The sequence below is a fragment of the Pseudoalteromonas sp. P1-25 genome (assembly GCF_001401805.1).
In the GTDB taxonomy this organism is placed as follows: domain Bacteria; phylum Pseudomonadota; class Gammaproteobacteria; order Enterobacterales; family Alteromonadaceae; genus Pseudoalteromonas.
The window spans coordinates 309,399-335,229 of record NZ_LKDW01000001.1; the positions used below are offsets into that span (position 1 = coordinate 309,399).

Consider the following 25,831-nt stretch of genomic DNA (forward strand, 5'->3'; position numbering starts at 1 on the left):
TAATCGTCTAGATAAACAGTCTAAATCAACGTAAACCTATGATTTAAAAGCAAAATAAATTATTTTAAATTTATTAAAAATTTTTATTGCGCTATATAAAAACCTACATTATTATCTCGCCGCTTCTTGATGATAGCCAATCCGAGTACATTACAAACCCCGTTTGTAGCAAGGCGATAGAGCAACTATCCAAGAGTGAATTTGACTGTGCGTTTGCACTATTGATCTCACTCAACTGACTCGTGGATACACCCTACCCGAGCAGTTGCTTAATTGACTCGGAAAATAAAATGGCTTTATCAACACAACGACAAGACACCGTAACTAAAGTACCTGCAGCAGCGGTTGCTGCAAACCAAGCAATTGATTACGCGCAACTGAGTACTGCTCACATTGAACAACTTGCTGCACAATTTGGCGCACCTCTGATGGTGCTTGACTGCGACGCTATACGTTCTCAATACCGTGCACTTAAACATGCACTGCCCGGCGTTGTGTTACATTTTGCTTTAAAGCCTTTACCGCATGCTGCTGTAGTGCGCACTTTGCTAGAAGAAGGCGCAAGCTTTGATTTAGCAACCAGCGGCGAAGTTGACTTAGTAGCAAGCCAAGGCGTACCAAGCGAGCGTACAATTCACACGCACCCAATTAAGCGCGACAGTGACATTCGCGACGCACTTGCCTACGGCTGTACCGTATTTGTGGTGGATAACATTAACGAACTTGAAAAGTTTATTACCTACAAAGACCAAGCTGAAATTTTAGTGCGCTTAAGCTTTCGTAATAAAGATGCATTTGCTGATTTATCTAAAAAGTTTGGCTGCAGCCCAGAGGCGGCAATCGACATTATTAGCCTTGCTCAGCAACTAGGTATTCGTATTAAAGGATTATCGTTTCATGTTGGCTCGCAATCACCTAACCCAACTAAATACGTTGAAGCAATAAATGCATCTGCAAAAGTAGTTAAACGGGTGGCTGAGTTAGGGTTACCAGCACTTAGTACGCTAGATATTGGTGGTGGGTTTCCTGTGCCGTACAGTGCGGATGTGCTACCAATTGATGTATTTTGTGCGCCAATTAATAGCGCGCTGGCACAATTACCAGAAACAATGCAAATTATTGCTGAGCCTGGGCGTTTTATTGTAGCAAGTAGTGTAACCAGTGTTGCCTCTGTAATGGGACAAGCAACGCGCGAAGGTAAAACATGGTACTACTTAGATGATGGCATATATGGCTCCTTTAGCGGTTTAATGTTTGATGAGGCAGCTTACCCTATAGATAGTGCCAAACAAGGCGGCGAGCGTTTTGAATCGGTATTAGCAGGCCCCACATGCGACAGTATAGATGTAATAAGTGATTCAATTATGCTGCCAAAACTTAATAACGGTGATTTAATTATTAGCCGTATGATGGGGGCCTATACGCTAGCTACGGCAACCGATTTTAACTTTTTTAAGCGCGCTGAGGTCGTTGTATTAAACGAGCACATGCACAGCCAAGTATTAACAGGCTAGTAAACTAAGTTCCTCACTATAGGTACGCTGGCTTGTACCTATACACGCCAACGCAGTTGCTCATTCCAACTGCGTTTTTTATTTGCTCATATTAACCGTTGCGGGTTTAAGCTTATTTAATATATGGGCAGTTAAATGGCGTACTAAGTTTGTAACTTAATGGGCTCGATAACAGCGCCTTCGTTATTCTAATGCTGCATTCATGAAAGAATGAGGTAAGGTAGTGCTCCTCCTCGACATTCAAACAGATAAAAGAGTTGCTTGTCCTTTAAATGAGCCCTGCGGGCCGAATAATGCTATTTGTAGGAAATAGCTCATTATTAGAGTCTCAATGTTGACTAAGCTTTAAACAAATGGCTGTTAACCGGCCCCAAAACGCCTAAAATACTCACTTAAAGCGCCTTACTGCTATAACGCAAACTTTACGCCACGCAGCATAGTACGTTTTAAGCCCTAACAATTACCCCCCCCCTTTAGCGTTAAGCATTGCTGAAATAAACGCGCCCTGCTATTAAACAGCGATAAGCGCTCTTATAAAGTCATCGTAAAATATCCATTATTTGATTGTTTTTACGATGATCGTCCCTCATATATAAAACGTAATAGGTTGAAATAGCTAAGGGTGAATGATGAAAAACGAACTCGATAATAAGCAGATCCTTTCTGTGTATGAACGTATTCAAAAGCGCGGTAAGCAAAACGATATAGGTAAACACTACCAGGGAGTTACCGCTTACTCTGACATTGACGGCTACACAATATACTTAGAAGGTAGCGGCGTATTATTGCGCTTTGGATTTCATAATGCTTACCATCTTGATTATGAGCATGAAAAACACAAAGACGACTTTCTAAAAAAACTATATAACATTGCTAATGAGGAATAATGCAGCCAAGACGCATTCGTAAACGCACCACAAACAAGCAAACCACCTCGTTTATAAACCAGGTAATTGCGGAGCTACAAGCGCACCCAGAAAAACTCGATATAGTTCGTCAAAATCTAGATGAATATCGCGAACAAACCTACCTTAAACGCGGTTTTTTGCTGGCCATAGAACGCTTTGATTGGGTGTTTGAAGCCAGTAACGACGTTAACTTTATCTGCCAACAAATCTTAGCCGATGATTACATAGGTAATCGCCTTAGACGCTATCCGCTATTATTTAAAGGCGTTATTAATAGCACCTAATTTACACGCCTTTTATAACATTAAGCCCCTCTTTTCTAACCAGTATACACTGCTAGTATTTTTAATTAGTACACTAATTAAACGTGTAAAATGGTTATGTTTGTCTAATTAAAATACCCTTCGTACTCTAACTATTACCATTCTAACGAATATTTATCTTTTTTATTACTCATACCCCGTAAACAAATCCTTACTATTTTTACCATTTAAAATTTTAAGTGTAAACCATTGAATATATGCGATTTTATTTATAAAGACCGGCGTGAGGCACAACTGTAAATTAACCCGTTTTTATTAATAATCCATCTACATCTTGGTATCTGGTTGTTTACTTACGCCTTGAATTGTTAGAGCTATTACATTAAGCTTATCTTTATTGAACGTTCAATTAATAAAAATTATGCCTAAAGTCGGAATGGAACCTGTCAGGCGTCAGCAGCTAATTGACGCGACTATTGAGTCAGTAGCACAGCGCGGTTTGCAAGGAACAACCATTAACACCATTAGCAAAAATGCAGGTTTATCATCTGGCATTATTAGCCATTACTTTGGTGGCAAGCAGGGGTTAATAGAGGCAACCGTTAGGTATTTGTTATCGAATTTAAAAAATGAATTAATTGAAAAAGTTGAGCCAACCACCAGCGCAATTGAGCGTTTGATGTTTATTGTAGAGGCCAACTTTGCACTTGTTCAACAGCGCAATGACACCACGCGTACGTGGTTAAGTTTTTGGGCGCAGTCAATGCACGATCAAGAGCTGCACAGGCTGCAAAATGTAAACAGTAATCGCTTGCAAAGTAATTTAGCATTTTCTTTTAAGCAACTAATGCCCGTAAAGCAAGCAAAACAAGCTGCAGAACTTAGCGCCGCCATGATTGATGGCCTATGGTTAAGAGCAGTATTAAGTCAATCTGACGAAAACCAATTTAAACACAGTGAAACATTAGCGAAAAGCTATGTACATTCACTCATCAAGCAATATGGAGCCTAGCGTGACTACACCTGTCTATCAAAACTTTATTAATGGCCACTTCCTTGCAAACCAAAGTGGTGAAACTTTTGATGTAAAAAACCCAGCCACAGATGAAGTTATTTACTCGGTAGAAGTTGCCGACGAATTTATTCAAAACGCAGCTATCGAGAGTGCAAAACAAGGCTTTGTTCAATGGTCAAAAATGAGCCCTATAGAACGTAGCCGTATTTTATTAAAAGCGGTTGCTTTATTGCGTGAGCGTAATGACGAGCTTGCCTTAGTTGAAGTGCTAGATACAGGTAAACCAATGCAAGAAGCTAATTGCGTTGATATAGAAACAGGCGCAGACGTAATTGAATACTTTGCCGGCTTAGCACCAGCGCAAGTTGGTCAGCAGCAAATGGTTGGCGAAGACTTTTACTATACTCGCAAAGAGCCATTAGGTATTTGTGCTGGTATTGGTGCATGGAACTACCCACTGCAAATTGCTTGTTGGAAATCGGGCCCTGCCCTTGCCGCAGGTAATGCATTTATCTTTAAGCCTTCAGAAGAAACCCCTTTAGGTGCGATTAAACTTGCTGAAATTTTTGTTGAAGCAGGTGTACCTGCCGGCGTATTTAACGTTGTGCAAGGTACGGGTGATGTAGGTCAGTGGTTAACCTCTCACAGTGAAATAGACAAAGTGTCGTTTACGGGTGAAGTAGGCACAGGTAAAAAAGTAGTGGCAAGCGCTGCAGGCACATTAAAAGACGTAACAATGGAGTTAGGTGGTAAATCACCTTTATTAGTGTTTGAAGATGCCAATATTGAGCAAGCAGTCAGTGCAGCTATGTTAGGTAACTTTTATACCCAAGGCGAAATTTGTACTAACTGTACCCGTATTTACGTTCATAAAAATGTATATCAGCAGTTTATTGATGAGCTTAAAACACGTACTGAGCAAAATATTATTGCTGGCGATCCGCAAGATTTAAATACTAACTTTGGTGCACTAATCTCTAAAAAGCATCAAGAATTGGTAATGAGCTATATACAAAGCGGTAAAGACCAAGGTGCAACACTATTGACTGGCGGTACTACGCTTTCTCCTGAATCAGCGCCTAATGGTTACTTTGTAGCACCTACGGTATTTACCGATTGCAACGATGACATGACTATCGTCAAAGAAGAAATTTTTGGCCCAGTTATGAGCGTGCTTGTTTTTGAAGACGAAGATGATGTAATTGCGCGTGCTAATGGTACACATCTTGGTTTAGCCGCCGGCGTATTTACTAGCGATATTAAACGGGCGCATCGTGTTATTCACCAATTAGAAGCCGGTATTTGTTGGATTAATGCCTATGGTAACTCACCTGCTGAAATGCCTGTTGGTGGTTATAAGCAATCAGGTATTGGCCGTGAAAATGGCATAGAAACGCTTGATCATTACACGCAAACTAAGTCTATTTATGTGGGCATGGCCGACATAGAAAGCCCGTTTTAAGGTGGCAACTATGAGTAACACTTACGATTATATTATTGTGGGCGCCGGTTCTGCAGGTTGTGTACTTGCAAATCGCTTGTCTGAAGATACAAACAATAAAGTGCTTTTGCTAGAAACTGGCAAAAGCGATAAAAGTATATTTATAAAAATGCCAACAGCGCTTTCTATCCCTATGAATACAGATAAATACGCGTGGCAGTTTCACACTCAGCCTGAGCCGTATTTAGATAACCGTGAAATGCACTGCCCACGCGGTAAAGTGTTAGGCGGCTCGTCATCAATTAATGGCATGGTGTACGTACGCGGCCACGCGAAAGATTTTGACGAGTGGCAGCAACACGGTGCTAACGGCTGGGATTATCAGTCGTGCTTACCTTACTTCAAAAAAGCAGAAAGCTTTTATTTAGGCGAAAATGCGCACCGTGGTGGCACAGGCCCGCTTGGTGTTAATAACGGTAACGAAATGCAGAACCCGCTTTACACCACTTTTATAAAAGCAGGTGTACAAGCTGGATATGCACACACAGACGATTACAACGCAGCGCAGCAAGAAGGCTTTGGCCCTATGCATATGACTGTAAAAGACGGTGTGCGCAGCTCCGCCTCACGCGAATATCTAGACCCAGTAAAATCTCGCAGTAACTTAACCGTTATTACAGGTGCGTTAGCACAAAAAGTAATTTTAGAAGGCAAAAAAGCCACAGGCATTGAATACACAGTAAATGGCACGCTTAAAACGGCGCATGCTACTAAAGACGTTGTATTAAGTGCAGGCCCAATCGGCTCACCGCATATTTTACAGCTTTCGGGTATTGGCGATAAAGCCATACTTGAAGAAGCCGGTGTTGAGGTAAAACATCACTTACCAGGCGTTGGTCAAAACTTGCAAGATCACCTTGAGTTTTACTTTCAGTACAAGTGTAAGCAACCTATTACCTTAAACGGTAAATTAGGCCTGTTCTCTAAAGGCTTAATTGGCGCTAAATGGCTGCTGACCCGAAAAGGCTTAGGTGCAACCAATCATTTTGAGTCGTGTGCGTTTATTCGCTCAAAACCTGACGTTGAGTGGCCAGATATTCAGTACCACTTTTTACCAGCGGCGATGCGCTACGACGGGCGCAGTGCATTTGCGGGTCATGGTTTTCAGGTTCATGTAGGTCATAACAAACCTAAAAGCCGTGGTAGTGTGACTATTCAATCAGCTAATCCTGAGCAACCGCCAAAAATTTTATTTAACTACTTACAGCATAAAGACGATATTGAAGGTTTTAGAGCATGTGTGCGCCTAACTCGCGACATTATTGAGCAAAGCGCATTTGATGACTACCGCGATGAAGAAATTCAACCAGGTAAGCACATTCAAACCGACGAAGAAATAGATGCCTTTGTACGCCAAGCGGTAGAAAGTGCCTATCACCCATCTTGTTCTTGCAAAATGGGCGAAGATAACATGGCCGTGGTTAATTCTAATACCCAAGTTCATGGTATTGAAGGGCTACGTGTTGTTGACTCGTCAATCTTCCCAACGGTACCTAACGGTAACTTAAATGCCCCTACAATTATGGTTGCAGAAAAAGCAGCAGATCTAATTTTAGGTAAAACACCGTTACCGCAAGCATCTGTAGACGTTGCCATGAGCAGTAATTGGCAAACAACGCAACGTAATAGCGAGATTTAATTAAGCCATAACGTGCCTAACACAATGTAGGGCACGTTCAACTTGTAGTGGCTCACGGCGTAAATTGGTTACGCGGTGTTTATGCAAGCAATAAAACAAAAACGGAGAACTTATGAGTTACTTTTATTCATTTTGGGAGGGCGATAATGACTATATGGCTTAGTGCTGGCATTATATTTACGCTACTTGCAGTTATCACTATTTTATTTAAATGGGGTAACGTACGCGTAGTAGGCGTAACACCAGTGAGAACGTTTACCTTTATCGCAATCTTATTTACCTCAGGCCTAGACGTTGGCCTAATCATGTTTCCATTAACCGAATTTGCAGGTTATGCAGACATAAAAGCAAGCCCAGAATACGCGTTTGCAAACCCACTGGCTATTGAGTTTGGCTACTGGGGATTCTTGATCTGGGGATTTTACTTTCTTACGTGCTTTTATTTCTGTGTAATAGAGCCCAAAGTTAAATTTTTCGAAATTTCATGGGTTAAGTTCATTAATAACGTGGTTATTATTGGCACATGTGCCTTTACGGCTTACCTACTGCTTTCTAACTTACCCTGGTACTTACCAGAGCTAGGTGATGGCTCGAGCGTTATACCTACCTTTTACTTTATTGTATTTGCAGCTATTTGCTTTGCTGTGTACTCAAGTACAGATATTAAATACGTGCGCTTTTTAAGTATTTCTACAACTTGGTTGTTTATCGCGTTAATTGCCTTTATGTGGGTGGGTGCATTTGTCGTTGGTGACAGCGAAATGTCGGCATTTACCAATAACCTTGCAGAAATTGGTACTTACTTTGCCAATATAAATGAGTTTGTTTTACCGCTTAACGACTACCATGAATTTTACCTTTTTTGGTGGTTCGCGTGGAGTATTATGATTGGTCAGTTTACGTCTCGTTTTGTAGGTGGCCTTAAAACATACCAAGTGCTAGGTGCAATGTTGATATTCCCATCTATCCCGATTGCAATTTGGTTTAGCGTACTTTATCACTACCACGAAATGGGTATTTCAACAGCGGGTATTAAAAACTTTGCCATGGTATTTGTTGGGATAGTGTTTGTTATTAATTCGCTTGATTCATTAATACGCCTATACACAGATAACCTTAATTTAACGGTTAAACGTTTAGGTAAAATGAACTATATGCTGCTAAATATTGTGGCCTTATCGCTACTTACTTTGTTATTTAAACTTGAATTTTTACAAATTCAATGGGTTGGCGCGTTAGTAATTGCACTGTTTTTTGGCTGTGCTGCGTTTATTGGCTATAGCAAATTTAAAACGGTTAACAATATAGACAGTTCGCCAAAAGCAAACAAAATCGATTACACAAAAATAGAAACTGTACATTAGGGATCAACAATGAATAACAAACTAAAACAACTAGCAGTAGCGCTACCTTTCGCACTTTTATCAACAACGGTGTCAGCTAACTGGTCAACAACCATTACAGCGGCATCTGACTATACTTTTAACGGTGTAACACAAACAGATAGCGACCCTGCAATTCAAGCAAGCCTTGATTACGCGTTCGACAGCGGTGTTTATGCGGGTGCATGGGCATCTAATGTAGATTTTGGTGATGACACTGATTTTGAACTTGATGCGTACCTTGGTAAATACGTGCAACTTAACGAGCAAGTGAGCGCTGATTACGGTATTGCTTATTACACATACCAAGGTAATAACAGCGATGGTAACTACGCAGAAGCCTACACAAAATTTGGCTATGCAAGTGAGTATGGTCAAACAGAGCTTAACTTTTGGTATAGCTGGGATTACTTTGGTACCGGTGCTGGCCATGTTATTTCTATGATTGCGCACACCTTTGAAATTGCCCCGAATCATGCCATTCGCGCAAGCTTTGATATTTCAAACTCACTCGATGGCGATAAATTTCAGTGGGATGCACCAAAAGGTGATAAATCTTACAGCCATTACCGCCTAGCGTATCAAACGAGCTACGAAGGCTTTGGTATTGAGATTGCTGCAGAAGACACAAGCCTAGACTACGACTACGCTGATGAGCGTATAGTGCTTGCTATATCACGCACATTCGATTTATAAAGTTGTAGTTGTTAGATTCTACAAACAAAAATGCCACTTTTAAAAGTGGCATTTTTTTATCTAACACAATTTTACTATTCTTTAAGCATAAAGCTTTTCATTTCAAAATTTTTAGTAACACCATCTTAAATAAAGGAACGTCGGTCCACTAGCAATGCTAATACATCACGTAATAGTCAGCATTAGGCCAAAAACGACTTTATTCATTCTATTCATACAGCCCATATAAAACATACACGCTTTAATCAATTTCCCATGCACTAGTACCCGCGGCAGATAAATTGGCTGTATTTTTTCGTAATACTTTATTACCCACATTGATAGATGACTCTGGGCGGCTAACCAAATACCCTTGCACAGAGCTGACCCCCATGCGTTTTACAAGCTCAAACTGTTCAATTTCCTCTACGCCCTCTGCCACTATTTTAAGCCCCAGCTTTTGACCTAGTTCGCTGATGGTATTAAGAATATCATTGTACTTTGGACTTTTATCAGCTTGAGAGATAAACGAGCGATCTATTTTTATTACATCGATAGGTAAATCAGCTAATGTACTCAATGAACTAAAGCCGGTACCAAAATCGTCAATCGCAATCGTCACCCCTTCAGCGCGAAGTCGCTCAAGCTCTTCAATCATACTTTTACTGGCTTTGATAAACGTAGATTCCGTTATTTCTAACATTAAAGAATGTGATGGCAGCCCTGTGTTTTTTAGATTTTTCATTATCCAATCGTACACTGAGCGATGTTTTAATTGCACGCCTGATACATTAACCGAAATTTTTACTTTGCGCATACCCGCATTATGCCATGCCGCCATCTGCCTGCACGACTCATGCATAATCCAATCGCCGAGCTCTAAAATAAGGTTAGATTCTTCAGCAATAGGAATGAACTCAGCTGGTGAAATCATCCCTTCTATAGGGTGCTCCCAACGTGTAAGCGCTTCGAAATAATCTATCATGCAGTCTTCTACATGGACGATAGGTTGAAACGATAAGTAAAAGTCTTTACACGCCACGGCCAAACGCAGCTCTTCCAATAGATAATGATAACGGCGCATTTTATTACCCATTTCTGGGGAGTACACTTTAAAAATGCCTTTACCGTCGCTTTTTGCACGGTACATTGCCACATCCGCTAACTGTAATAGTGCTTGTGGGGTTGAGGCGCTCTCTGGGTAGGAAGCAATACCAATACTGGCACTAATTTTGACTATTTTGTTACCCAGCACAAAGTCTTTCTCAAGCTCACTGAGTACATGCTTTGCAATATCAACCACTTTATTTTCGCTATCAACTGACTCTATGAAAATTGAAAATTCGTCTCCACCTAAACGAGATAAATTTTGCTCTAACTGATTAGCCGAATTGATATTGCTTAGCTTATGGTGACGTAATACATTAGCTAAGCGTGTAGCTACTTGTACCAAAATTTCGTCACCAAAACTGTGACCAAATGAGTCATTAACTTGTTTAAATCCGTCTAGGTCAATAAACAGCAGCGCACACTTAAGATCCTCCTCATCATTAAAATTAATTTGCCTATCTATGTGCTCAATATAGGCATGGCGGTCGATAAGCAAGGTTAATTTGTCTTGGCAGATACTTGTTTGTGTTTGCTTTAAATAGTTAGCTACGTGAATATTTAGATTGTTTATTGATTGGCTCAAATTGCTAAGCCCCGACGAGTTGTCGTGTTGGGGTTGAAGGTTAAAGGCAACAAGCAATTGATTAGCGCTGTTATTAAGCTTTGCTATTTCACGTTGATAAGAGATTTTTTTACGCTCTTTTCGAATAATTGTAAAGCCCACAAACAATACCATACACACCAAAATAAAATTTATTGGCGATGTTAAAGTCATTAGTATTAGTTTTGTGGCATTTGCAGCAATAAATTCAGTATCAGTAGTTTTGACTAATAAAAAATCGGCAGAGGGCTGGTGTATTAAATAGTGCCCGTTGAGCATAGGGTTATACCAAGGCGCCATTTCGAGCGTTGTATCTGCAATATCAAAGTGGCGTAAATCTATGTCAGGGTTGAATAAATTAATGCGGTTAATTTGGTTTGTTAGTTCAATGTTTAAACAAAAGCAAAACAAGATAAATACAAAAAAAATGCTGCCTAAGGGTTTAAATTTATTCATCAATAAAATCCATCTAAATTACTTATCCTATAAACCCGTTACTAAAAGGAGATTATATCGCCTGTTTTTAGTACTAAGCAAGCCATAGCACAGTCCTTATGTATTAAAATTTTTAGAACCGTACTCAAAAAGAATAATTTAATGCTTAATAATTAAGTAATTATAGAGTGTGATGAATAAAAATAAACCACTTTGTTAAAGTTACATATTTTGGCTTAATAACTTATAGCTGCCATGCATAGCTCACTTTTGTAAAAAATGTGCGTTGATCTCTTTCAACGTGTTGTAAGGAGTCGTCTTGGTAGCTTTTATCTGAATAGCCTAAATAAAATAATGTTTGAGCATTAATTTTGTACGAGTAAACTAATTGGCTGCCATAGTCTTTATTAATGTGGCTAACTTGGTAGTAGTAGGCGTCTTTGTTTCTATCAATGTCTTCAAATTGCAAAATAAGCTTGAGCATAGCGCGCATGCTAAATTTATAATAAAGCCTAAAGTCTAATAAGTTAGCGGTATAAACTCGCTCCCCTTGTGGGTTATCTAAAACGCTGTAGTTATGCGTAGCGTCTACTTGCCAATGATCGTTTATATCCCACGTAACTTGTGTTTGCGTTGCATACGAATCGCCAATTTGCTCATTGGCGTAATCAATGCGGCTGCCATACTCACCATAAAACGAAAGCCATATATTATTTTTAGGTTTAAAGCCCGTATAAACAAAGCCAATATTTTGGTTATAAAAAGCATCATTATAGTTTTCATAACGATGCAGTAAGCCAATTTCAAAAATAGACTGCTTTTGACCTTTTAATGTTATAAACCCTTGGTATTCTTCTTCAAGTAGGTCGCCATTTTGCGCCCATGTTTTATCCCAATCAGCCTCATAAGACCATGACGTTAATAAGCCAGACTCATCCGCATACCAGGTTTGCCCGCCCCCAAAGCCTACGTTCTCATAATCTACTTTTTCTTGATAACCTAAGTCAGTGCGATAGTCTTTACCTACTTTTTCGTAGCTAGCAAACAAATTGTAGTCACGTTTATCACGGGTAAACTCTAAAGCGTACGCTTCATCAGATTGAGTTTTAGATAAGTTATAGTTACTTTTTAAAAAATCAGAGTTTTTAGAATCGGTTGTAGCTACTTGGTAGGCCAGCAGATCTGTTTGATTAAACCAATAGCTGCCATCAACAGAAAGCACTGTATTGTAGTAATCATCGCTTTCGCGGTGGGTCGTACTTAGCCCTATAGTGCCTTGTTGGCCAATATCGTATTGATAACGCGCCGCTGCTGCATGGGTTTTATCCTCTAACATTGCAAAACCAGAGCCTTGATTTGTGGGCAATAAAATAGTGCTATTATTGTCATCGGCATACATAAATGCATAGCTATGTTGCCCTGTTTTACCTGTTAATTTTGCCCCAACTTCAGGCTCTGCAATAGTGCGGGTATACAATAGCTCAAACAAACTGCTTTTAAAGTAGGATGCGCCATCTAAAAAAAATGGTCGTTTTTCTGCATAATAAATTGAGTAAGTGGTATTTACATCAAGGGCTAACGCATCACTTTCTATTTGCGAAAAGTCGGGGTTTATAGTGGCATTAATTACCGCATCTTGTGTAACCCCCCAGCGTAAATCAAGGCCAGCTTCGGTGTCTATATCGCCATTATCCCACGGCCCTGGCAAGGTAGGTTTTGAATCATTTCTGAGCGCAGTAAGCGTGGGCGTTAGTTGCAGATTCTTACTGGCTTTTATATTCTTAAAACCATTTAATTTATCAAACTGACATAAACTGCATTTTATATCTCGGTCAAACCCCATGTTTGAAAGCTGATACAGTACATCACGTTGATAATTTCTCATAAGGGCAAAGCCCCATGTTAAATCTGTTTTATTTTCAGGAAATCTCAGCGCTTTAAAAGGTATGCGCATTTCAACCACATACCCTTGCTCAGTAATTTTCCCAGCACTATCCCATATTGCATCCCAAGACGGATCTGATTGCCAGCCATCGGTGTCGCTCATTCGAGTATCACCTTGCGCACCCAGTGGGTTTACATAAAATTCGTAAGCTGAACGTTCATCGTTAAAAGTATCAATAATTAAAATAACCGTATCATCTTGCCAAAGTGTATCTCTGTCGCGAAGTGACGCAGTAATTTCGCTCGGTTGTGGATCTTCGGCTACAAATGCAACATATAAGTTGCTGCCATCTTCGTACATGTAAGCATCGGTTTTAACCGGTGGGGAGCCCTTTTCGTTAGGCTCATCTTGAAATGCTACAGGGATTAAAGTGGCATTCTGCCAGTGGGGCTCATCCAGTACGCCATCTACAGTAATATCTGCATTTATATGTACAAGAGAATGCTGCTGTTTTTCACTGGCATAAAGGTGGTTAGAAAATAAAAGTGCAATTAAGAAGGGAAATAAAGCACTGCATTGTTTTTTTATAATTATTAAGTACTGCATAAACATCCATTTAGACGTGTTTACCCTTAAAAGGTAAACTTATTTATGCAGTGTAATTTAAGTCAGTACATTTGTTAATAGCTTGATACTAAAAACAATCGCTTTTTTAACTAATTAATATTAAAGGCTTAATTTAAAAAGCTAGGTTTCAATTAATTTAAGCTTATTAGCCACACCATTCCAACTATCGGCATCAGTAGGCGCTGGTTTTACCTCAACAATGCGTGGCCACACCAATGCAAGCTCAGCATTAAGCTCGGTAAACTCTTTTTGGTCTTCTGGCAGCTCATCTTCTTGGTAAATTGCTTCAGCTGGGCACTCTGGTACACATAACCCACAATCTATGCAATCAATAGGGCTTATTGCTAAAAAGTTAGGGCCTTCGTAAAAGGCATCTGCAGGGCACACTGCCACACAATCTGTGTATTTGCATTTAATACAGTTTTCGGTGACCACAAACGCCATAATAGTTTAAACCTAGTAATTAATTATCTGAAGCGCGGATCATACCCAACCCCTTTAAAAACACAATAAATATGTGCCATCTGTGGTCAATTTAACGTAATATATGCGCCCTTAATGTATAGCCATTACGTGCCCTACACTTCTTATTGTGAGCGGATACTATTACCGCTAAGACACCTAAAAGAGATAACAATGATACGTTTAACCGAAATAAAGCTGCCGCTTGATCATAACGAAGACGCTATAGGCCAAGCCATAGTTAATAAACTAAAAATACAGCCAGCGCAGCTACACAGCTACAATGTGTTTAAACGTGGGTACGATGCACGTAAAAAAACGGCTATTTTACTTATTTATACCCTCGATATTGAAGTAGATAACGAAGAAGCGCTGTTAAATGCATTTGCTAAAGATCAGCACGTAAAACCTGCACCTGATACCTCATACAAATTTGTTGCCCACGCCCCCGCTAACCTTACTGAGCGCCCTGTAGTAATTGGCTTTGGCCCGTGTGGATTATTTGCGGGCTTAGTGCTGGCTCAAATGGGTTTTAACCCTATTATTCTGGAACGTGGTAAAGAAGTACGCGAACGCACCAAAGACACCTTTGGCTTTTGGCGTAAACGCACCCTTAATACAGAGTCTAACGTGCAGTTTGGCGAGGGTGGCGCAGGTACATTTTCAGACGGTAAACTATACAGCCAAGTAAAAGATCCAAAACATTACGGGCGTAAAGTTATTACCGAATTTGTAGAAGCTGGCGCGCCAAGTGAAATTTTATATGTAAGCAAGCCGCACATTGGTACATTTAAACTGGTTACCATGATTGAAAAAATGCGCGCACGTATTATTGAACTTGGCGGCGAAATCCGCTTTAGTACCCGCGTAGACGACATTCATATAGATGACGGGCAAGTAACTGGCTTAACGCTTTCAAACGGTAAAAAATTAAGTACCCGCCATGTAGTACTTGCTGTGGGGCATAGCGCCCGTGATACCTTTAAAATGATTCACGATAAAGGTATTTACGTAGAAGCAAAACCATTTTCTGTGGGCTTTAGAATCGAGCACAAGCAATCAATGATTGATGAGTGTCGTTTTGGACCTAATGCGGGTAACCCCATTTTAGGCTCTGCTGATTACAAGCTCGTTCACCATTGTGATAATGGCCGCACCGTTTACAGCTTTTGTATGTGCCCAGGGGGAACCGTTGTAGCCGCCACGTCTGAAGAAGGCCGGGTAGTAACAAACGGTATGAGCCAATACTCTCGTAGTGAGCGCAATGCAAATAGTGCTATTGTAGTAGGTATTACACCTGAAAAAGACTTCCCAGGTCACCCGCTTGCCGGCATTGATTTGCAACGTAAACTAGAAGAGCAAGCCTATGTATTAGGCGGCAGTAACTACGATGCACCAGCGCAGTTAATTGGCGACTTTTTAAAAGGAAAAGCATCGGGCGACTTAGGCGATGTGCAACCCTCGTTTACACCCGGCATAAAGCTCACCGATTTAGCAAATGTGCTTCCGCAATTTGCTATTGATGCAATACGCGAAGCCATTCCAGCCTTTAATAAGCAAATCCGTGGTTTTTCAACTAACGATGGTTTATTAACGGGGGTAGAAACCCGTACATCTTCACCTATTAGTATCAAGCGCGATAAAAGCTTCCAAAGCATAAATACTAAAGGTTTATACCCAGCGGGTGAAGGCGCAGGCTACGCAGGCGGTATTTTATCTGCCGGTATTGATGGTATAAAAGCGGCTGAAGCCGTTGCACTTTCGATGATCAAAAACGCTTAAACCACATTTAAGTTGTTTACCGAAAAACCTCACTAAGTGAGGTTTTTTTATTTAAACCTTGAGTTAAACTGAGGCATAAAAAAACCTGAGTAAACTCAGGTTTTTTTATAAGAACGGCACTTTGTACACTTACTTTTTGAGGGTAAGTTTGGCGCCTTTTAACCTTTTACGCACATTTGAAATACGTGAACGATTTACCGCACGTGCTTCGCCTGTTGCCTGGCCTGTTGGCTTATTAGTACGGCTACGACGTAAATGCGCAGGTTTTTTACCTATTTTATCAATAAGTACTTCACGGCTACTTACTTCATAACCCTCTAAGTAAACACGCTTGATTTTTTGACCAATTAGCGACTCTATTTCAAATAAGGTGTTTTCTTCTTCGCGGCTTACAAACGAAATAGCTTGGCCTTGATTACCAGCACGACCTGTACGGCCAATGCGGTGAACGTAATCTTCTGCAAGCCATGGTAAATCAATATTAATGACTCGTGGTAAGCCTTCAATATCAATTCCACGCGCTGCAACTTCGGTAGCTACTAAAACTCGTACTTTGCCTTCTTTAAATTCACGAAGTGCACGTCGGCGATTACCTTGCGATTTATCACCATGACATACGGTAGCAGGAATACCATCAAGGTTAAGCTCTTTAACCAGCTCATCCGCTGTTTCTTTCATGTTTACAAACACAAGCACCTGTTGCCAGTTCTTTTTACCAATAAGCTCAGACAATAGCTCTTGCTTACGGCGCTCTTCAACAGGGTAGACAACATGCTGTACCGTACTTGCTGTACTATTAGTTTGATCAACACGTACAATTTCAGGCTGCTTTAATACTTTAGATGCAAATTGTTTGATAGCCGCAGGGAAAGTAGCTGAGAAAAGTAAAATTTGACGTTGCTCGTCACAACTTTTAATCACACTTTGCATATCTTCAATAAAGCCCATATCAAGCATACGGTCGGCTTCATCTAGTACTAAGTGTTTAACGCTTGCAAGGCTTACATTACCCAAACGAATATGATCAAGTAAACGCCCTGGGGTTGCAACTACCACATCTACACCGTCTTTAAGTGCATTTGCTTGACCTACGGTATTAACACCGCCAAATAAGCTCACTACTTTTAAAGCGGTATGTTTTGCATAGGCTTTAAAGTTATTTGCTATTTGCTCTGCCAGCTCACGTGTTGGCGCAAGCACTAACGCGTGTGGAGCATTGCTTGTGCTTAACTCAGATTCAGTTAATTTTTGGATGATAGGTAAAGCAAACGCTGCCGTTTTACCCGTGCCTGTTTGGGCACTTGCTAAAACGTCTTTACCTTTACGAACAGCTGGAATTGCTGCACGCTGAATGGGCGTAAGGGTGTGGTAATTAAGTTCGTCTAACGCCTGAATAAGTTCAGGGGAAAAACTAAAAGATTTAAAATTCATGCTGTATAACCTGCGGCCACATTTATCAAGGGTCGCAAATTATACAGCAAAAACGCGTCAACAGTTAGTGATTAGTGTTTATAAATACAAACAAAACGCTAAGAAAGTATAAGCACATCATCGTTATTTAAAACGTTAGCTTTATTGCCCACAATATCATTAACGTTAAGCTCGTTTATTAAGGCCTCGCCTTGTGATTGTTGCTCATCGCTCAGTGGCACATACGGTAATCTAAATACGGGGTTTACCGCGCCTGTCATCATCATTGCGGTGTTTATTGCAATCGGGTTTGGCTCGCAGAAAAGCCAGTTCATTAAAGGTTGTAATGAGGTATTTAAGGCATCATTTTTAGTATCCATTAACTGGCGGAACAGCCCAGGTATAAGGTTAGATGTCACCGATATTACACCGTGCGCTTTATGTGTGTGGCGTGCATCGTGCGCTTCGTCATCGTTACCTGACCAACACGCAATCCCCTGCTGCTCGTAATGGGCAATACGCTCGTTACCACCACATTCTTTTATACCAATTAAATTAGGGTGTTTTGCTAATGGCTCAATAATATCTGGGGTTAAATCTTGCCCTGTGCGCCCTGCTACGTTGTATATAAACGCAGGGCCAATATCGAGCACACGTTTAAAGTGCTCTTTAACGCCAGCAATAGACGTACGGCCGTAATATGGGTTAATTTGCAGCGCGGCGTGCATACCGCTTGCAAAGCCGTACTTAGTGGCCTTAATCGCTTCGCGGGTATTATTGCTACCTGTATTCCCTACAATTAACAGCTTATCGCCATATTTATTAGCACTGTGCGCGATAAGCATTAAATGCTCTTCCCAGTTCATTAGCTGGCCTTCGCCGGTTGTACCACCAACCACGATGCCATCTACACCCGCTGCAATTTGTATTTCAACGAGTTCATCGTACTTTGCTAAATCTATATCACCATTGGCTAAGTATGGGGTTTTAATGGCGGTAATTAAGCTTGCTTGTTTAATTTGTTCTAGGGTGCGCATAAAAATTCATTATTTATAAAACTTGCGCTATTTGTAACATACTTGCACGCATTTTTGCAGGCCTAAGCGAATAATAAACGTAAAATGGCTTGTGTTATTTAGTTTGATAATACAAAATACAAACACTGTACATTTAAACAGTATTTGTATTTTTAACTTTAAGCGAGCCATTATGCGTTTATCTGACTACTTAGCCACACATTTTTATAACACTGATGAGCTTTGCCATGCTTTAAATATTGATGCCGAGCAACTAGATACATGGCAGCAGCAAAGTATTTTTCCTAAACCAAGTTATTGTATAAAAAGCCAGTTAAGTTGCAGCTCGTACTCTGGTTTGTATGAATGTGAAGAATACGATGACTATTACCCGCGCGGCTGCGTGAACTGGGGGCAAGGGCTAATAAAACAAAAAATTGAATCCTCTAGTAATGCTTTTAATTACTTTGCACAGCAGTACACGGCAAGCCTGAGTAAACTTGCCCAGCAAGGCTTTAGTTTTAATGAAGAATTATTTGGCTGCGAAATAGATGAGCATTTACAGCAAGTGTGGCAACAGTTTTTATGCAGTAAATATGGCGTACTGACACAGAACGGTTTAATTGATGAAATAGTATGTGTTGATATAGGCCGCCTACTGGTTGACGATATAACCGAATTGCGCACTAAAGGAAGTTTAAATCAACAAGAGCGCACCCAGCTTCACCCCGCGATGAAATTACTTAATAAAGCGTTAGGCCACGGCGCCGAACATGAAAAGCAGCACACACTGCGTGCCCGTTACATAGATGCACTTATTTTAAAGTACGATTTATCTATTAAATAAAAAACAGCAGTGGTTTTAATACGAGGTGGGTATTTAAAAGATTAGGTAACGCAAATGGCGGTGTATGATTACGCCGCCACTGTATTTAAATATATAAACAATGACTTAGCTTATTCTAACCGATAGCTTTGTACACATCTATGTTACTGCTGGTCACTAAACCCGTTACTTGCGTACCAAAGGCTTTGAAATGTGGCTCATTTTTATGCGCTTCAAAATGGTCATTAGAAGCCCACTGCTCACTGACTAAATAAGTCGTGTGATCATCATCATTTTTAACCGATAACTCGTAACGCAGGCAACCTACTTCTTGGCGTGAATACTTTTGCAGGTTTTCGAGCGCGGTCAATACGACGTCGGCATCGATATTTTTGCTCGCTATAGTGGCAATTACCGTTAACATACGCAGTCCTTTTTAAAAAAATAAAGGTGCAGCTTTACTGCACCTACTATCATATTGCATTTGTGGTTATTGGTCCCACTGTGGCGCAAAATCAGGCGTTGCTTGGCGGTCGCCACAATCAAGGCTGTCTATACGGGCAATGTCCTCAGCATCTAACTTAACATGGTCGTTAAAGTTATCTTCTAAGTTTTTACGCTTAGTTGATGATGGTATGGTAGTCATACCGTTGGCATTAATCCATGCTATAACCACTTGCGCAGGTGATGCATCATGCTTATTTGCAATATCTATAATGGTTTGATCTTTGAGCACTTTACCAACTACAAATGGCATATACGCTGTAACATGAATGTCGTGCTGATCACAAAAAGCGCGTAATTTTGTATTGGTTAAATAAGGATGCACTTCAACTTGGTTAGTAAATATTTCACGAGAGTCGAGTGTCTGCATTGCTTCGTTTAAGTTGGCAATAGTAAAGTTTGAAACACCAATGTGTTTTGTTAAACCAAGCTGTTTAGCTTTTAAAAGCTCCGTTAAATACTCACTCATAGGCTCATCATTTGAAGGCGCCGGCCAATGAATAAGTAATAAATCAACAGAGTCTACTTGTAACTTTTCTAGTGACTTTTCAACGCTAGCAATAAAGTCAGTTTTGTTAAGCTTGTTGTTCCACACTTTGGTGGTTAAAAATATTTCGCTGCGCGGAATATTGCTGTCTTTTATGGCTTGCCCTACTTGCTCTTCATTACCATAAATTTGCGCAGTATCAATATGACGAAATCCTACTTCTAACGCCATTTTTACTGAATTGTAGGCGGTGTCGCCCTCTAAACGGAATGTTCCCATGCCTAAATCTGGCATTTCAATTACACGTTGTGTCATGGCTCTATCCTTATAAAATAATCGGTTAAAAAACAAGCTCTGTAGCTTTACGAAATACACCTTTTACTTCTATTGTGTTGTCATTTGAAAATCAATGACCTCAATATAGGTAATGAGGCCATTAATTTAAGTTTCAACCTTAACAAAAGATACTTTATGCTTGCTGAATTTCACGTCTATCAAGCATGCCACTGTAACGGGTTGCAATTAAAGCTAATGCGGAAATTACTGCGCCAATCCAAGCGGTATCTTTAACTGACATGCCCTCTACTACGCTGCCACCAATAATTGAGCCCAGCGCAATACCAATATTAAACGCCGCTATGTTTAAGCCCGATGCGACATCTACTGCATTAGGAGCATGCTTTTGCGCCTGTTTTACGACATAAAGCTGTAAGCCCGGTACGTTACCAAACGCAAAGGCACCCCATACTAAAATAGTCAGTACGGCCGCCACTTTTGATTCCATCGTAAAGGTAAATGCCAATAAAATAATTGTTAACGCGCTAAATATAATACTCAGTGCGCTAATTGGGCCGCGTTTATCAGCCAGATTTCCGCCCCAAATATTACCAATGGCTACCGATACACCGTAAACCAGCATGATTAAGCCAATCGCTGAAGAAGCAAAACCTGTTTGTTGCTCTAATATAGGTGCTAAGTAAGTAAACGCAGTGAACGTGCCGCCGTAACCTAAAATTGTCATTAAATATACGAGTAATAAGCGCGGCTTAACAATAACCTGAAGCTGTTCTTTAAACGTTGCAGGAATAGACTGTTTTAAGTTTTTTGGCACTAAAATAGCGCTGCCAATTAACGCGATTAGACCCAGTACCGACACCACTAAAAACGTTGCACGCCAGCTAAATTGCTGGCCAATCCAAGTACCCAATGGCACACCCGTCACCAGCGCCACAGTAAGTCCGGTAAACATAATGGCAATAGCGCTGGCTTCTTTATCTTTACTCACCAAGCTTGTGGCAATCATAGAGCCAATTGAGAAAAACACCCCGTGCGCTAAGCCTGTTAAAATACGCGCTAGTATTAATGTTTCGTAACTGGGCGCTTGCCATGCAAGTAAGTTACCTACCACAAATAAGCCCATTAAGCTTATGAGTACAATTTTACGGTTCCAACGCCCGGTTAGTGCAGTCAGTACCGGTGCACCAATGGCAACCCCAACTGCATATAAACTAACTAGCAAACCCGCTGAAGGTAGGCTTACACCTAAATCGTTTGCAATAGTTGGCACTAATCCCACTATTACAAACTCGGTTGTTCCTATTGCAAATGCGCTCAAGGTGAGCGCCCACAAAGCCAATGGCATAATTAAATCCTCATTATTAGTTAAGATCTACAGTTTGACTAAAAATGTGTTTGCAAAAAACAGCATTAGTGACAAAATACTTTTGTAATTAATGCAAAGGTAAGGTGCTCACGTTTGGCTCAACATGCAAAGACCGAAGACTTAGAAATGTTTTTAACGGTAGTAGATAGCGGCAGTTTCTCGGCAGCTGCTAATTTACTTGATCAGCAAGTAGCCAAAGTGTCGCGGGCTGTGTCTCGCCTTGAAAACACATTGCAATGTACGCTGTTAAATAGAACTACTCGCCGATTAGAGCTAACCGAAGAGGGCCACACCTTTATTAAGTATGCCCGTGATGGCTTGAACACCTTACAAACCGGTGAAGAAGCCATAAAGCTTTTAAAACAAGCCCCCAGTGGAAAATTACGTATTGATGCCGCAAGCCCTTTTGTACTTCACCAATTGGTGCCTTTAATTGCTGAATTTAATCAGCAATACCCTCACATCACGCTTGATATAACTTCCCACGACAGCATTATTGACTTGCTCGAACATAAAACAGACTTAGCAATTCGTATAGGTGAATTAAAAGACTCTAACCTACATGCTAAAAAGCTCGGCGTAAGTAAATTACATTTAGTTGCAAGCCCTAGTTACCTTAAACATACACCGGCTATTTCGCGAACCAGTGACTTAAAGCAACATAGACTCATTGGCTTTACCGACTCGCCTAAATTAAATAACTGGCCGCTAAAATCGCCCACAACTTTAAATTTTGGTTTAACTGCCAGTAGTGGCGAAACGGTACGCCAGCTATGTTTAGCAAATCAAGGCGTGGCGCTGCTTTCGCACTTTATGATTGGTGATGATTTAAAGTCAGGCAAGCTAATAGAAATACTGCCAGGGTGTATCAGCACACCAAACAACCGCGAAATTGTGCAAGCGGTGTATTACAAAAACAGTGCTGTATCGTCGCGTATAATGGCTTTTCTAGACTTTATAAAACCACTGCTCAGATTATAAGTGACGTTTTTAAGCCCAAGGGCAGTATAACTAACACCCTTAATAAACAGGAATAAAATGGACTCGTTAACACAGGTAGTTTTAGGTAGCGCAGTAGGTTACGCCGTATTAGGCAATAAAATTGGCCGTAAAGCCGCTTTATGGGGTGCTGCTTTAGGTACCTTACCCGACTTAGATGTTTTTATTCCTTATGGCGGGCCTGTAGAGGCGTTTACTTATCATCGCGGTTTTAGCCATTCGTTTATAGTGCATTTATTGATTAGCCCCCTTATTGTTTGGCTTATTTTAAAAATACACACCGGTATGCAAATGCATAAAACACGCTGGTTTTGGCTGGTGTTTTTATGTTTATCAACTCATGCATTACTTGATAGCTTTACAGTATATGGCACACAATTATTGTGGCCTCTAACCGGGTACCCTTTTGCTATTTCAAACATGTTTATAGTCGATCCGCTTTATACACTCCCCTTAATATTTGGTGTAGCGTGTACATTATTACCAAAAATAACGAGTATGCGTGCCTATAAAATCAACACGACAATGCTTGGTCTTAGCTGTATATATTTATGTAGCTCACTTATTTTAAAAGTAATTATTGACGATAAAGCCACTGCTGCTCTTTCTGACAGGCAAATACAAGTAAGCAACTATATAAGTACTCCTGCGCCACTCACCACCTTGTTATGGCGTATTGTGGTTATGTCTGATGATCAATACTACGTAGGTTACGCGTCATTATTTGATGAACCAAACGACGTAACATTCAATGCCTATAACACTGACCCCTTATTAATAAATGAGATTAGCGATGAGTGGGGAATTAAACGCTTACAGTGGTTTACTAAAGGCTTTTACAGCATACGCCAGCAGCAAAGCAATATAATACTCTCTGATTTACGTATGGGCATGGAGTGCAATTATGTATTTAACTTTGTTGTGGGAGAAAAAACCGACTTAGGTGTAAATGTCGGTGACTTTGAAAAAATAAGCCAGCGCTCTAATTTAAGCCGTGTAAGTAAAGTATGGGATAGAATTTGGAACCCAGATATTAATCTAGCGCCACCTTTAGCAAACAAAAGCTGTGCTAAAGCGCAATGAGTACATTAAAAAAGGGCAGCAAAGTGATACTACTAACCTACCCTTTTAATATTAATTTTGATGCTCGTATTGGCCTCTATAAACCTCAAACACTTTTAGCACTGTGTGCTGCTCTTTATTAAGGTTATCAAACCAATCATCAAATAACTCGTCATTATCTTGCTCACTCAGTGCCATATATTGTGCTAAAAGCTCAATAATGTCGTTGTGTGTGCAGTCTATAGGGTTAATTTGCTCTGATAAGGCAGTGTGATCGCGCTCTCTTAGGGTTTCCATCACCCCTTGGTCTATTTGTTCTTGTTGTGCTGCGTCGCTCATAGCTTACCTCTAAACCGTAAAATTTTCTTGTTAACACTTTTTATATAGTTATAACAGCCTAAAAACTAATAGCCAGTATTTTTGGTTTAAGTGGTTATTTTTTGAATTGTTTGCGTAATTAGCCAACAAAAACCCACGTAAATGAGAGTAAAAATCATTTGCATGATTACCGTAAACGCGATAACCTATAGTTATATTATCACATAACAACTTAAGGCGTATTATGAAACCTAATATTCATCCCGATTACAATATGGTTGCTTTTCACGATACCGCTGCCGATAGCTACTTTATTATTGGCTCTACCATCAAAACAGACCGCACTATTGAGCTTGAAGGGAAAACATATCCGTACGTGCCTATTGATGTGTCTAGTGATTCACACCCTTTTTATACAGGTAAACAAAAAACTGTGGCAAGCGATGGCCGAGTCGCGCAATTTAATCGCCGCTTTAAAAACTTATCGACTACCAAAAAAGGTGAGTAATGAAAGTATTAAGCTCGCTTAAAAGCGCTAAGCAACGACCTGGTTGTCAAATAGTAAAGCGCAAAGGACGTGTTTTTGTAATATGTAAAGACAATCCACGTTTAAAAGCAGTTCAAGGAATGAAGAAAAAGTAACGCTAATTCCGTGAAGTATACGGGTAAACGATACAGGTTTACCCGTATTTTTTATTTAACAACCACAGAAAACTCGGGCTGGGCCTGAATCACTTTTTTAACCGTACACGTATTAACCGCAGCAATAAGTGCTTTTTTATATTTTTGAGGAAAGCCATCTGGTAAATTAATTTCGATAGAAAATAATTTTTTACCCTCTTCATCTATGCTCTCGTTATTTTGCGTAAGGGTCATCCCCTCAGTAGAGATTTCTCGTTGTTCACAAAATTTACGCGCATAAAAACCAGCACATAGCACCATGCTTACTAAAAAGTAATCAAACGGTTCTGGGTGTTCGGCACCTCCACCCGCATTAATACTTTGATCGCTTATTACTTCAAGACTGCCAAACTTTGCACGCTGTTTTTGGCCGTCTAACAATGACACTGAAATTTCCATTACTACTCCTTAATTACCAAACAGTAAGTCAAAAAAGCCAGGAGGCTCATGTAACTCATGATACTTCTTACGTAAATCATCAATATTTTTAAGCGCTGGCTTTGCCGAATCCAGTCCCCGCTCGTTTGCTAACTTTTTCGCTAGTCTTGCTTGCTCAATGACCTTATCAAGCCCCTGTAGAGACATTTTCGGCTTTTTATGAAAGGTCGCCCTTTTGCTGCTTTCAATTAAGGTAATAAATTTATCGATAGCCATATTAAAGCCTTCTATATCGACTGCTTGAACTGCATTTTTATAAGCAAGACCCGTATTTTTCATATTAACTTCGAGGTCAATTTCTTGCTCAGAATAGGCCCCGTTACTAAATAAAAAAGTAAAAATTAAAACTAAAAACTTCATAGTAAAACCCATTTATAAACACCGCGTAAGTGTATCAAGTTTACGTAATAAAGTAACTTAGGGCGCATAGAAGGCTTAATAACTGTAAAGGGGCTTTACAAAACATGTGATTAACAAATATGGCTAACAAGAGTTGTAATTAAATAGTGAACAAAAGTTAAAACCACTAAAAACAGAACTCAAAATAGGGACGGTAAGCCGCATTTTTTAAAAATTATTTCACATAAAAACCCTGCCTTAACAGTCACGTACCCATAAAAACAACACT

The 25,831-nt window shown here is 40.1% G+C and carries 25 protein-coding genes; 14 read left to right on the plus strand and 11 right to left on the minus strand.

All coding sequences use genetic code 11. From position 1 onward, the window contains the following. The first annotated feature begins 290 nt into the window (after positions 1 to 290). The 8 genes from AN393_RS01410 (at position 291) to AN393_RS01445 (ending at position 8,918) form a co-directional block, all read left to right on the plus strand. Entirely contained in the window at positions 291 to 1,514 is a 1,224-nt protein-coding gene (locus AN393_RS01410; protein ID WP_082422651.1) for a type III PLP-dependent enzyme, read from the plus strand. Between the two features lie 629 nt (positions 1,515 to 2,143). Beyond that, entirely contained in the window at positions 2,144 to 2,401 is a 258-nt protein-coding gene (locus AN393_RS01415; RefSeq protein WP_055013703.1) for a DUF3081 domain-containing protein, read from the plus strand. Next, the gene (locus AN393_RS01420) at positions 2,401 to 2,706 is read left to right on the plus strand and encodes a hypothetical protein (protein WP_055013704.1); all 306 of its coding nucleotides are present in this window, start codon (positions 2,401 to 2,403) and stop codon (positions 2,704 to 2,706) included. Before AN393_RS01415 ends, AN393_RS01420 begins: the two co-directional genes overlap by 1 nt. A gap of 415 nt (positions 2,707 to 3,121) precedes the next feature. After that, on the plus strand, positions 3,122 to 3,697 hold the full coding sequence (gene betI, locus AN393_RS01425; RefSeq protein ID WP_024031790.1) for a transcriptional regulator BetI: 576 nt from the start codon (positions 3,122 to 3,124) through the stop codon (positions 3,695 to 3,697). Between the two features lies 1 nt (position 3,698). Next, the gene (betB, locus tag AN393_RS01430; RefSeq protein ID WP_055017138.1) at positions 3,699 to 5,162 is read left to right on the plus strand and encodes a betaine-aldehyde dehydrogenase; all 1,464 of its coding nucleotides are present in this window, start codon (positions 3,699 to 3,701) and stop codon (positions 5,160 to 5,162) included. 10 nt (positions 5,163 to 5,172) lie between these two features. Then, positions 5,173 to 6,840 (plus strand): choline dehydrogenase, encoded by a 1,668-nt coding sequence (gene betA, locus AN393_RS01435; protein WP_055017125.1) that lies wholly within the window; start codon positions 5,173 to 5,175, stop codon positions 6,838 to 6,840. 146 nt (positions 6,841 to 6,986) lie between these two features. Then, positions 6,987 to 8,204, plus strand: coding sequence for a BCCT family transporter (locus tag AN393_RS01440; RefSeq protein WP_055013706.1), 1,218 nt, complete (start codon positions 6,987 to 6,989; stop codon positions 8,202 to 8,204). A 9-nt stretch (positions 8,205 to 8,213) separates the two neighbouring features. After that, positions 8,214 to 8,918 (plus strand): TorF family putative porin, encoded by a 705-nt coding sequence (locus AN393_RS01445; RefSeq protein WP_055013707.1) that lies wholly within the window; start codon positions 8,214 to 8,216, stop codon positions 8,916 to 8,918. A gap of 241 nt (positions 8,919 to 9,159) precedes the next feature. On the opposite strand, the gene AN393_RS01450 is transcribed toward AN393_RS01445, so the two are convergent. The 3 genes from AN393_RS01450 to fdxA form a co-directional block, all read right to left on the minus strand. Beyond that, positions 9,160 to 11,064: a bifunctional diguanylate cyclase/phosphodiesterase gene (locus AN393_RS01450; protein ID WP_055017126.1), complete on the minus strand. Its 1,905-nt coding sequence runs from the start codon at positions 11,062 to 11,064 to the stop codon at positions 9,160 to 9,162. 223 nt (positions 11,065 to 11,287) lie between these two features. Continuing rightward, complete coding sequence (locus AN393_RS01455; RefSeq protein WP_055017139.1) at positions 11,288 to 13,534, minus strand: carbohydrate binding family 9 domain-containing protein; 2,247 nt, start codon at positions 13,532 to 13,534, stop codon at positions 11,288 to 11,290. Positions 13,535 to 13,675: 141 nt separating this feature from the next. Then, positions 13,676 to 13,999, minus strand: coding sequence for a ferredoxin FdxA (gene fdxA, locus AN393_RS01460; RefSeq protein WP_055013709.1), 324 nt, complete (start codon positions 13,997 to 13,999; stop codon positions 13,676 to 13,678). 192 nt (positions 14,000 to 14,191) lie between these two features. On the opposite strand from fdxA, the gene AN393_RS01465 reads away from it, so the two are divergent. Further along, positions 14,192 to 15,799 carry an NAD(P)/FAD-dependent oxidoreductase gene (locus AN393_RS01465; protein WP_055017127.1) on the plus strand — a complete coding sequence of 536 codons (1,608 nt, stop codon included), beginning with the start codon at positions 14,192 to 14,194 and terminating at the stop codon, positions 15,797 to 15,799. 129 nt (positions 15,800 to 15,928) lie between these two features. Here the strand turns inward: AN393_RS01465 and AN393_RS01470 are convergent, their stop codons facing one another. Then, positions 15,929 to 17,230 carry a DEAD/DEAH box helicase gene (locus tag AN393_RS01470; protein ID WP_055013711.1) on the minus strand — a complete coding sequence of 434 codons (1,302 nt, stop codon included), beginning with the start codon at positions 17,228 to 17,230 and terminating at the stop codon, positions 15,929 to 15,931. A gap of 98 nt (positions 17,231 to 17,328) precedes the next feature. Next, positions 17,329 to 18,246 (minus strand): 4-hydroxy-tetrahydrodipicolinate synthase, encoded by a 918-nt coding sequence (gene dapA / locus AN393_RS01475; RefSeq protein ID WP_055017128.1) that lies wholly within the window; start codon positions 18,244 to 18,246, stop codon positions 17,329 to 17,331. 172 nt (positions 18,247 to 18,418) lie between these two features. On the opposite strand from dapA, the gene AN393_RS01480 reads away from it, so the two are divergent. Further along, positions 18,419 to 19,072, plus strand: a complete 654-nt coding sequence (locus tag AN393_RS01480) for a DUF6058 family natural product biosynthesis protein (RefSeq protein ID WP_055017129.1) — start codon at positions 18,419 to 18,421, stop codon at positions 19,070 to 19,072. A gap of 115 nt (positions 19,073 to 19,187) precedes the next feature. On the opposite strand, the gene AN393_RS01485 is transcribed toward AN393_RS01480, so the two are convergent. The 3 genes from AN393_RS01485 to AN393_RS01495 form a co-directional block, all read right to left on the minus strand. Further along, complete coding sequence (locus AN393_RS01485) at positions 19,188 to 19,475, minus strand: putative quinol monooxygenase (protein ID WP_055017130.1); 288 nt, start codon at positions 19,473 to 19,475, stop codon at positions 19,188 to 19,190. 66 nt (positions 19,476 to 19,541) lie between these two features. Continuing rightward, a complete protein-coding gene (dkgB, locus tag AN393_RS01490; RefSeq protein ID WP_055013747.1) occupies positions 19,542 to 20,357 on the minus strand; it encodes a 2,5-didehydrogluconate reductase DkgB in 816 nt (271 codons plus the stop codon). Between the two features lie 154 nt (positions 20,358 to 20,511). After that, complete coding sequence (locus AN393_RS01495; protein WP_055013748.1) at positions 20,512 to 21,684, minus strand: MFS transporter; 1,173 nt, start codon at positions 21,682 to 21,684, stop codon at positions 20,512 to 20,514. A gap of 114 nt (positions 21,685 to 21,798) precedes the next feature. On the opposite strand from AN393_RS01495, the gene AN393_RS01500 reads away from it, so the two are divergent. Next, the gene (locus tag AN393_RS01500) at positions 21,799 to 22,686 is read left to right on the plus strand and encodes a LysR family transcriptional regulator (RefSeq protein ID WP_082422652.1); all 888 of its coding nucleotides are present in this window, start codon (positions 21,799 to 21,801) and stop codon (positions 22,684 to 22,686) included. Between the two features lie 57 nt (positions 22,687 to 22,743). Next, on the plus strand, positions 22,744 to 23,787 hold the full coding sequence (locus tag AN393_RS01505) for a metal-dependent hydrolase (RefSeq protein WP_055017131.1): 1,044 nt from the start codon (positions 22,744 to 22,746) through the stop codon (positions 23,785 to 23,787). A 51-nt stretch (positions 23,788 to 23,838) separates the two neighbouring features. On the opposite strand, the gene AN393_RS01510 is transcribed toward AN393_RS01505, so the two are convergent. Continuing rightward, positions 23,839 to 24,105 carry a hypothetical protein gene (locus AN393_RS01510; protein WP_055013750.1) on the minus strand — a complete coding sequence of 89 codons (267 nt, stop codon included), beginning with the start codon at positions 24,103 to 24,105 and terminating at the stop codon, positions 23,839 to 23,841. Between the two features lie 223 nt (positions 24,106 to 24,328). On the opposite strand from AN393_RS01510, the gene AN393_RS01515 reads away from it, so the two are divergent. Both AN393_RS01515 and ykgO read left to right on the plus strand, forming a co-directional pair. After that, the gene (locus AN393_RS01515) at positions 24,329 to 24,592 is read left to right on the plus strand and encodes a type B 50S ribosomal protein L31 (RefSeq protein WP_055013751.1); all 264 of its coding nucleotides are present in this window, start codon (positions 24,329 to 24,331) and stop codon (positions 24,590 to 24,592) included. Then, positions 24,592 to 24,726: a type B 50S ribosomal protein L36 gene (ykgO, locus tag AN393_RS01520; protein ID WP_055013752.1), complete on the plus strand. Its 135-nt coding sequence runs from the start codon at positions 24,592 to 24,594 to the stop codon at positions 24,724 to 24,726. The genes AN393_RS01515 and ykgO overlap by 1 nt, the downstream gene beginning before the upstream one ends. A gap of 51 nt (positions 24,727 to 24,777) precedes the next feature. Here ykgO and AN393_RS01525 read toward each other — a convergent pair whose 3' ends face one another. Continuing rightward, complete coding sequence (locus AN393_RS01525) at positions 24,778 to 25,164, minus strand: OsmC family protein (protein ID WP_055013753.1); 387 nt, start codon at positions 25,162 to 25,164, stop codon at positions 24,778 to 24,780. A gap of 9 nt (positions 25,165 to 25,173) precedes the next feature. Then, positions 25,174 to 25,563, minus strand: a complete 390-nt coding sequence (locus AN393_RS01530) for a cytochrome b562 (RefSeq protein WP_055017132.1) — start codon at positions 25,561 to 25,563, stop codon at positions 25,174 to 25,176. Positions 25,564 to 25,831 lie beyond the last annotated feature (268 nt).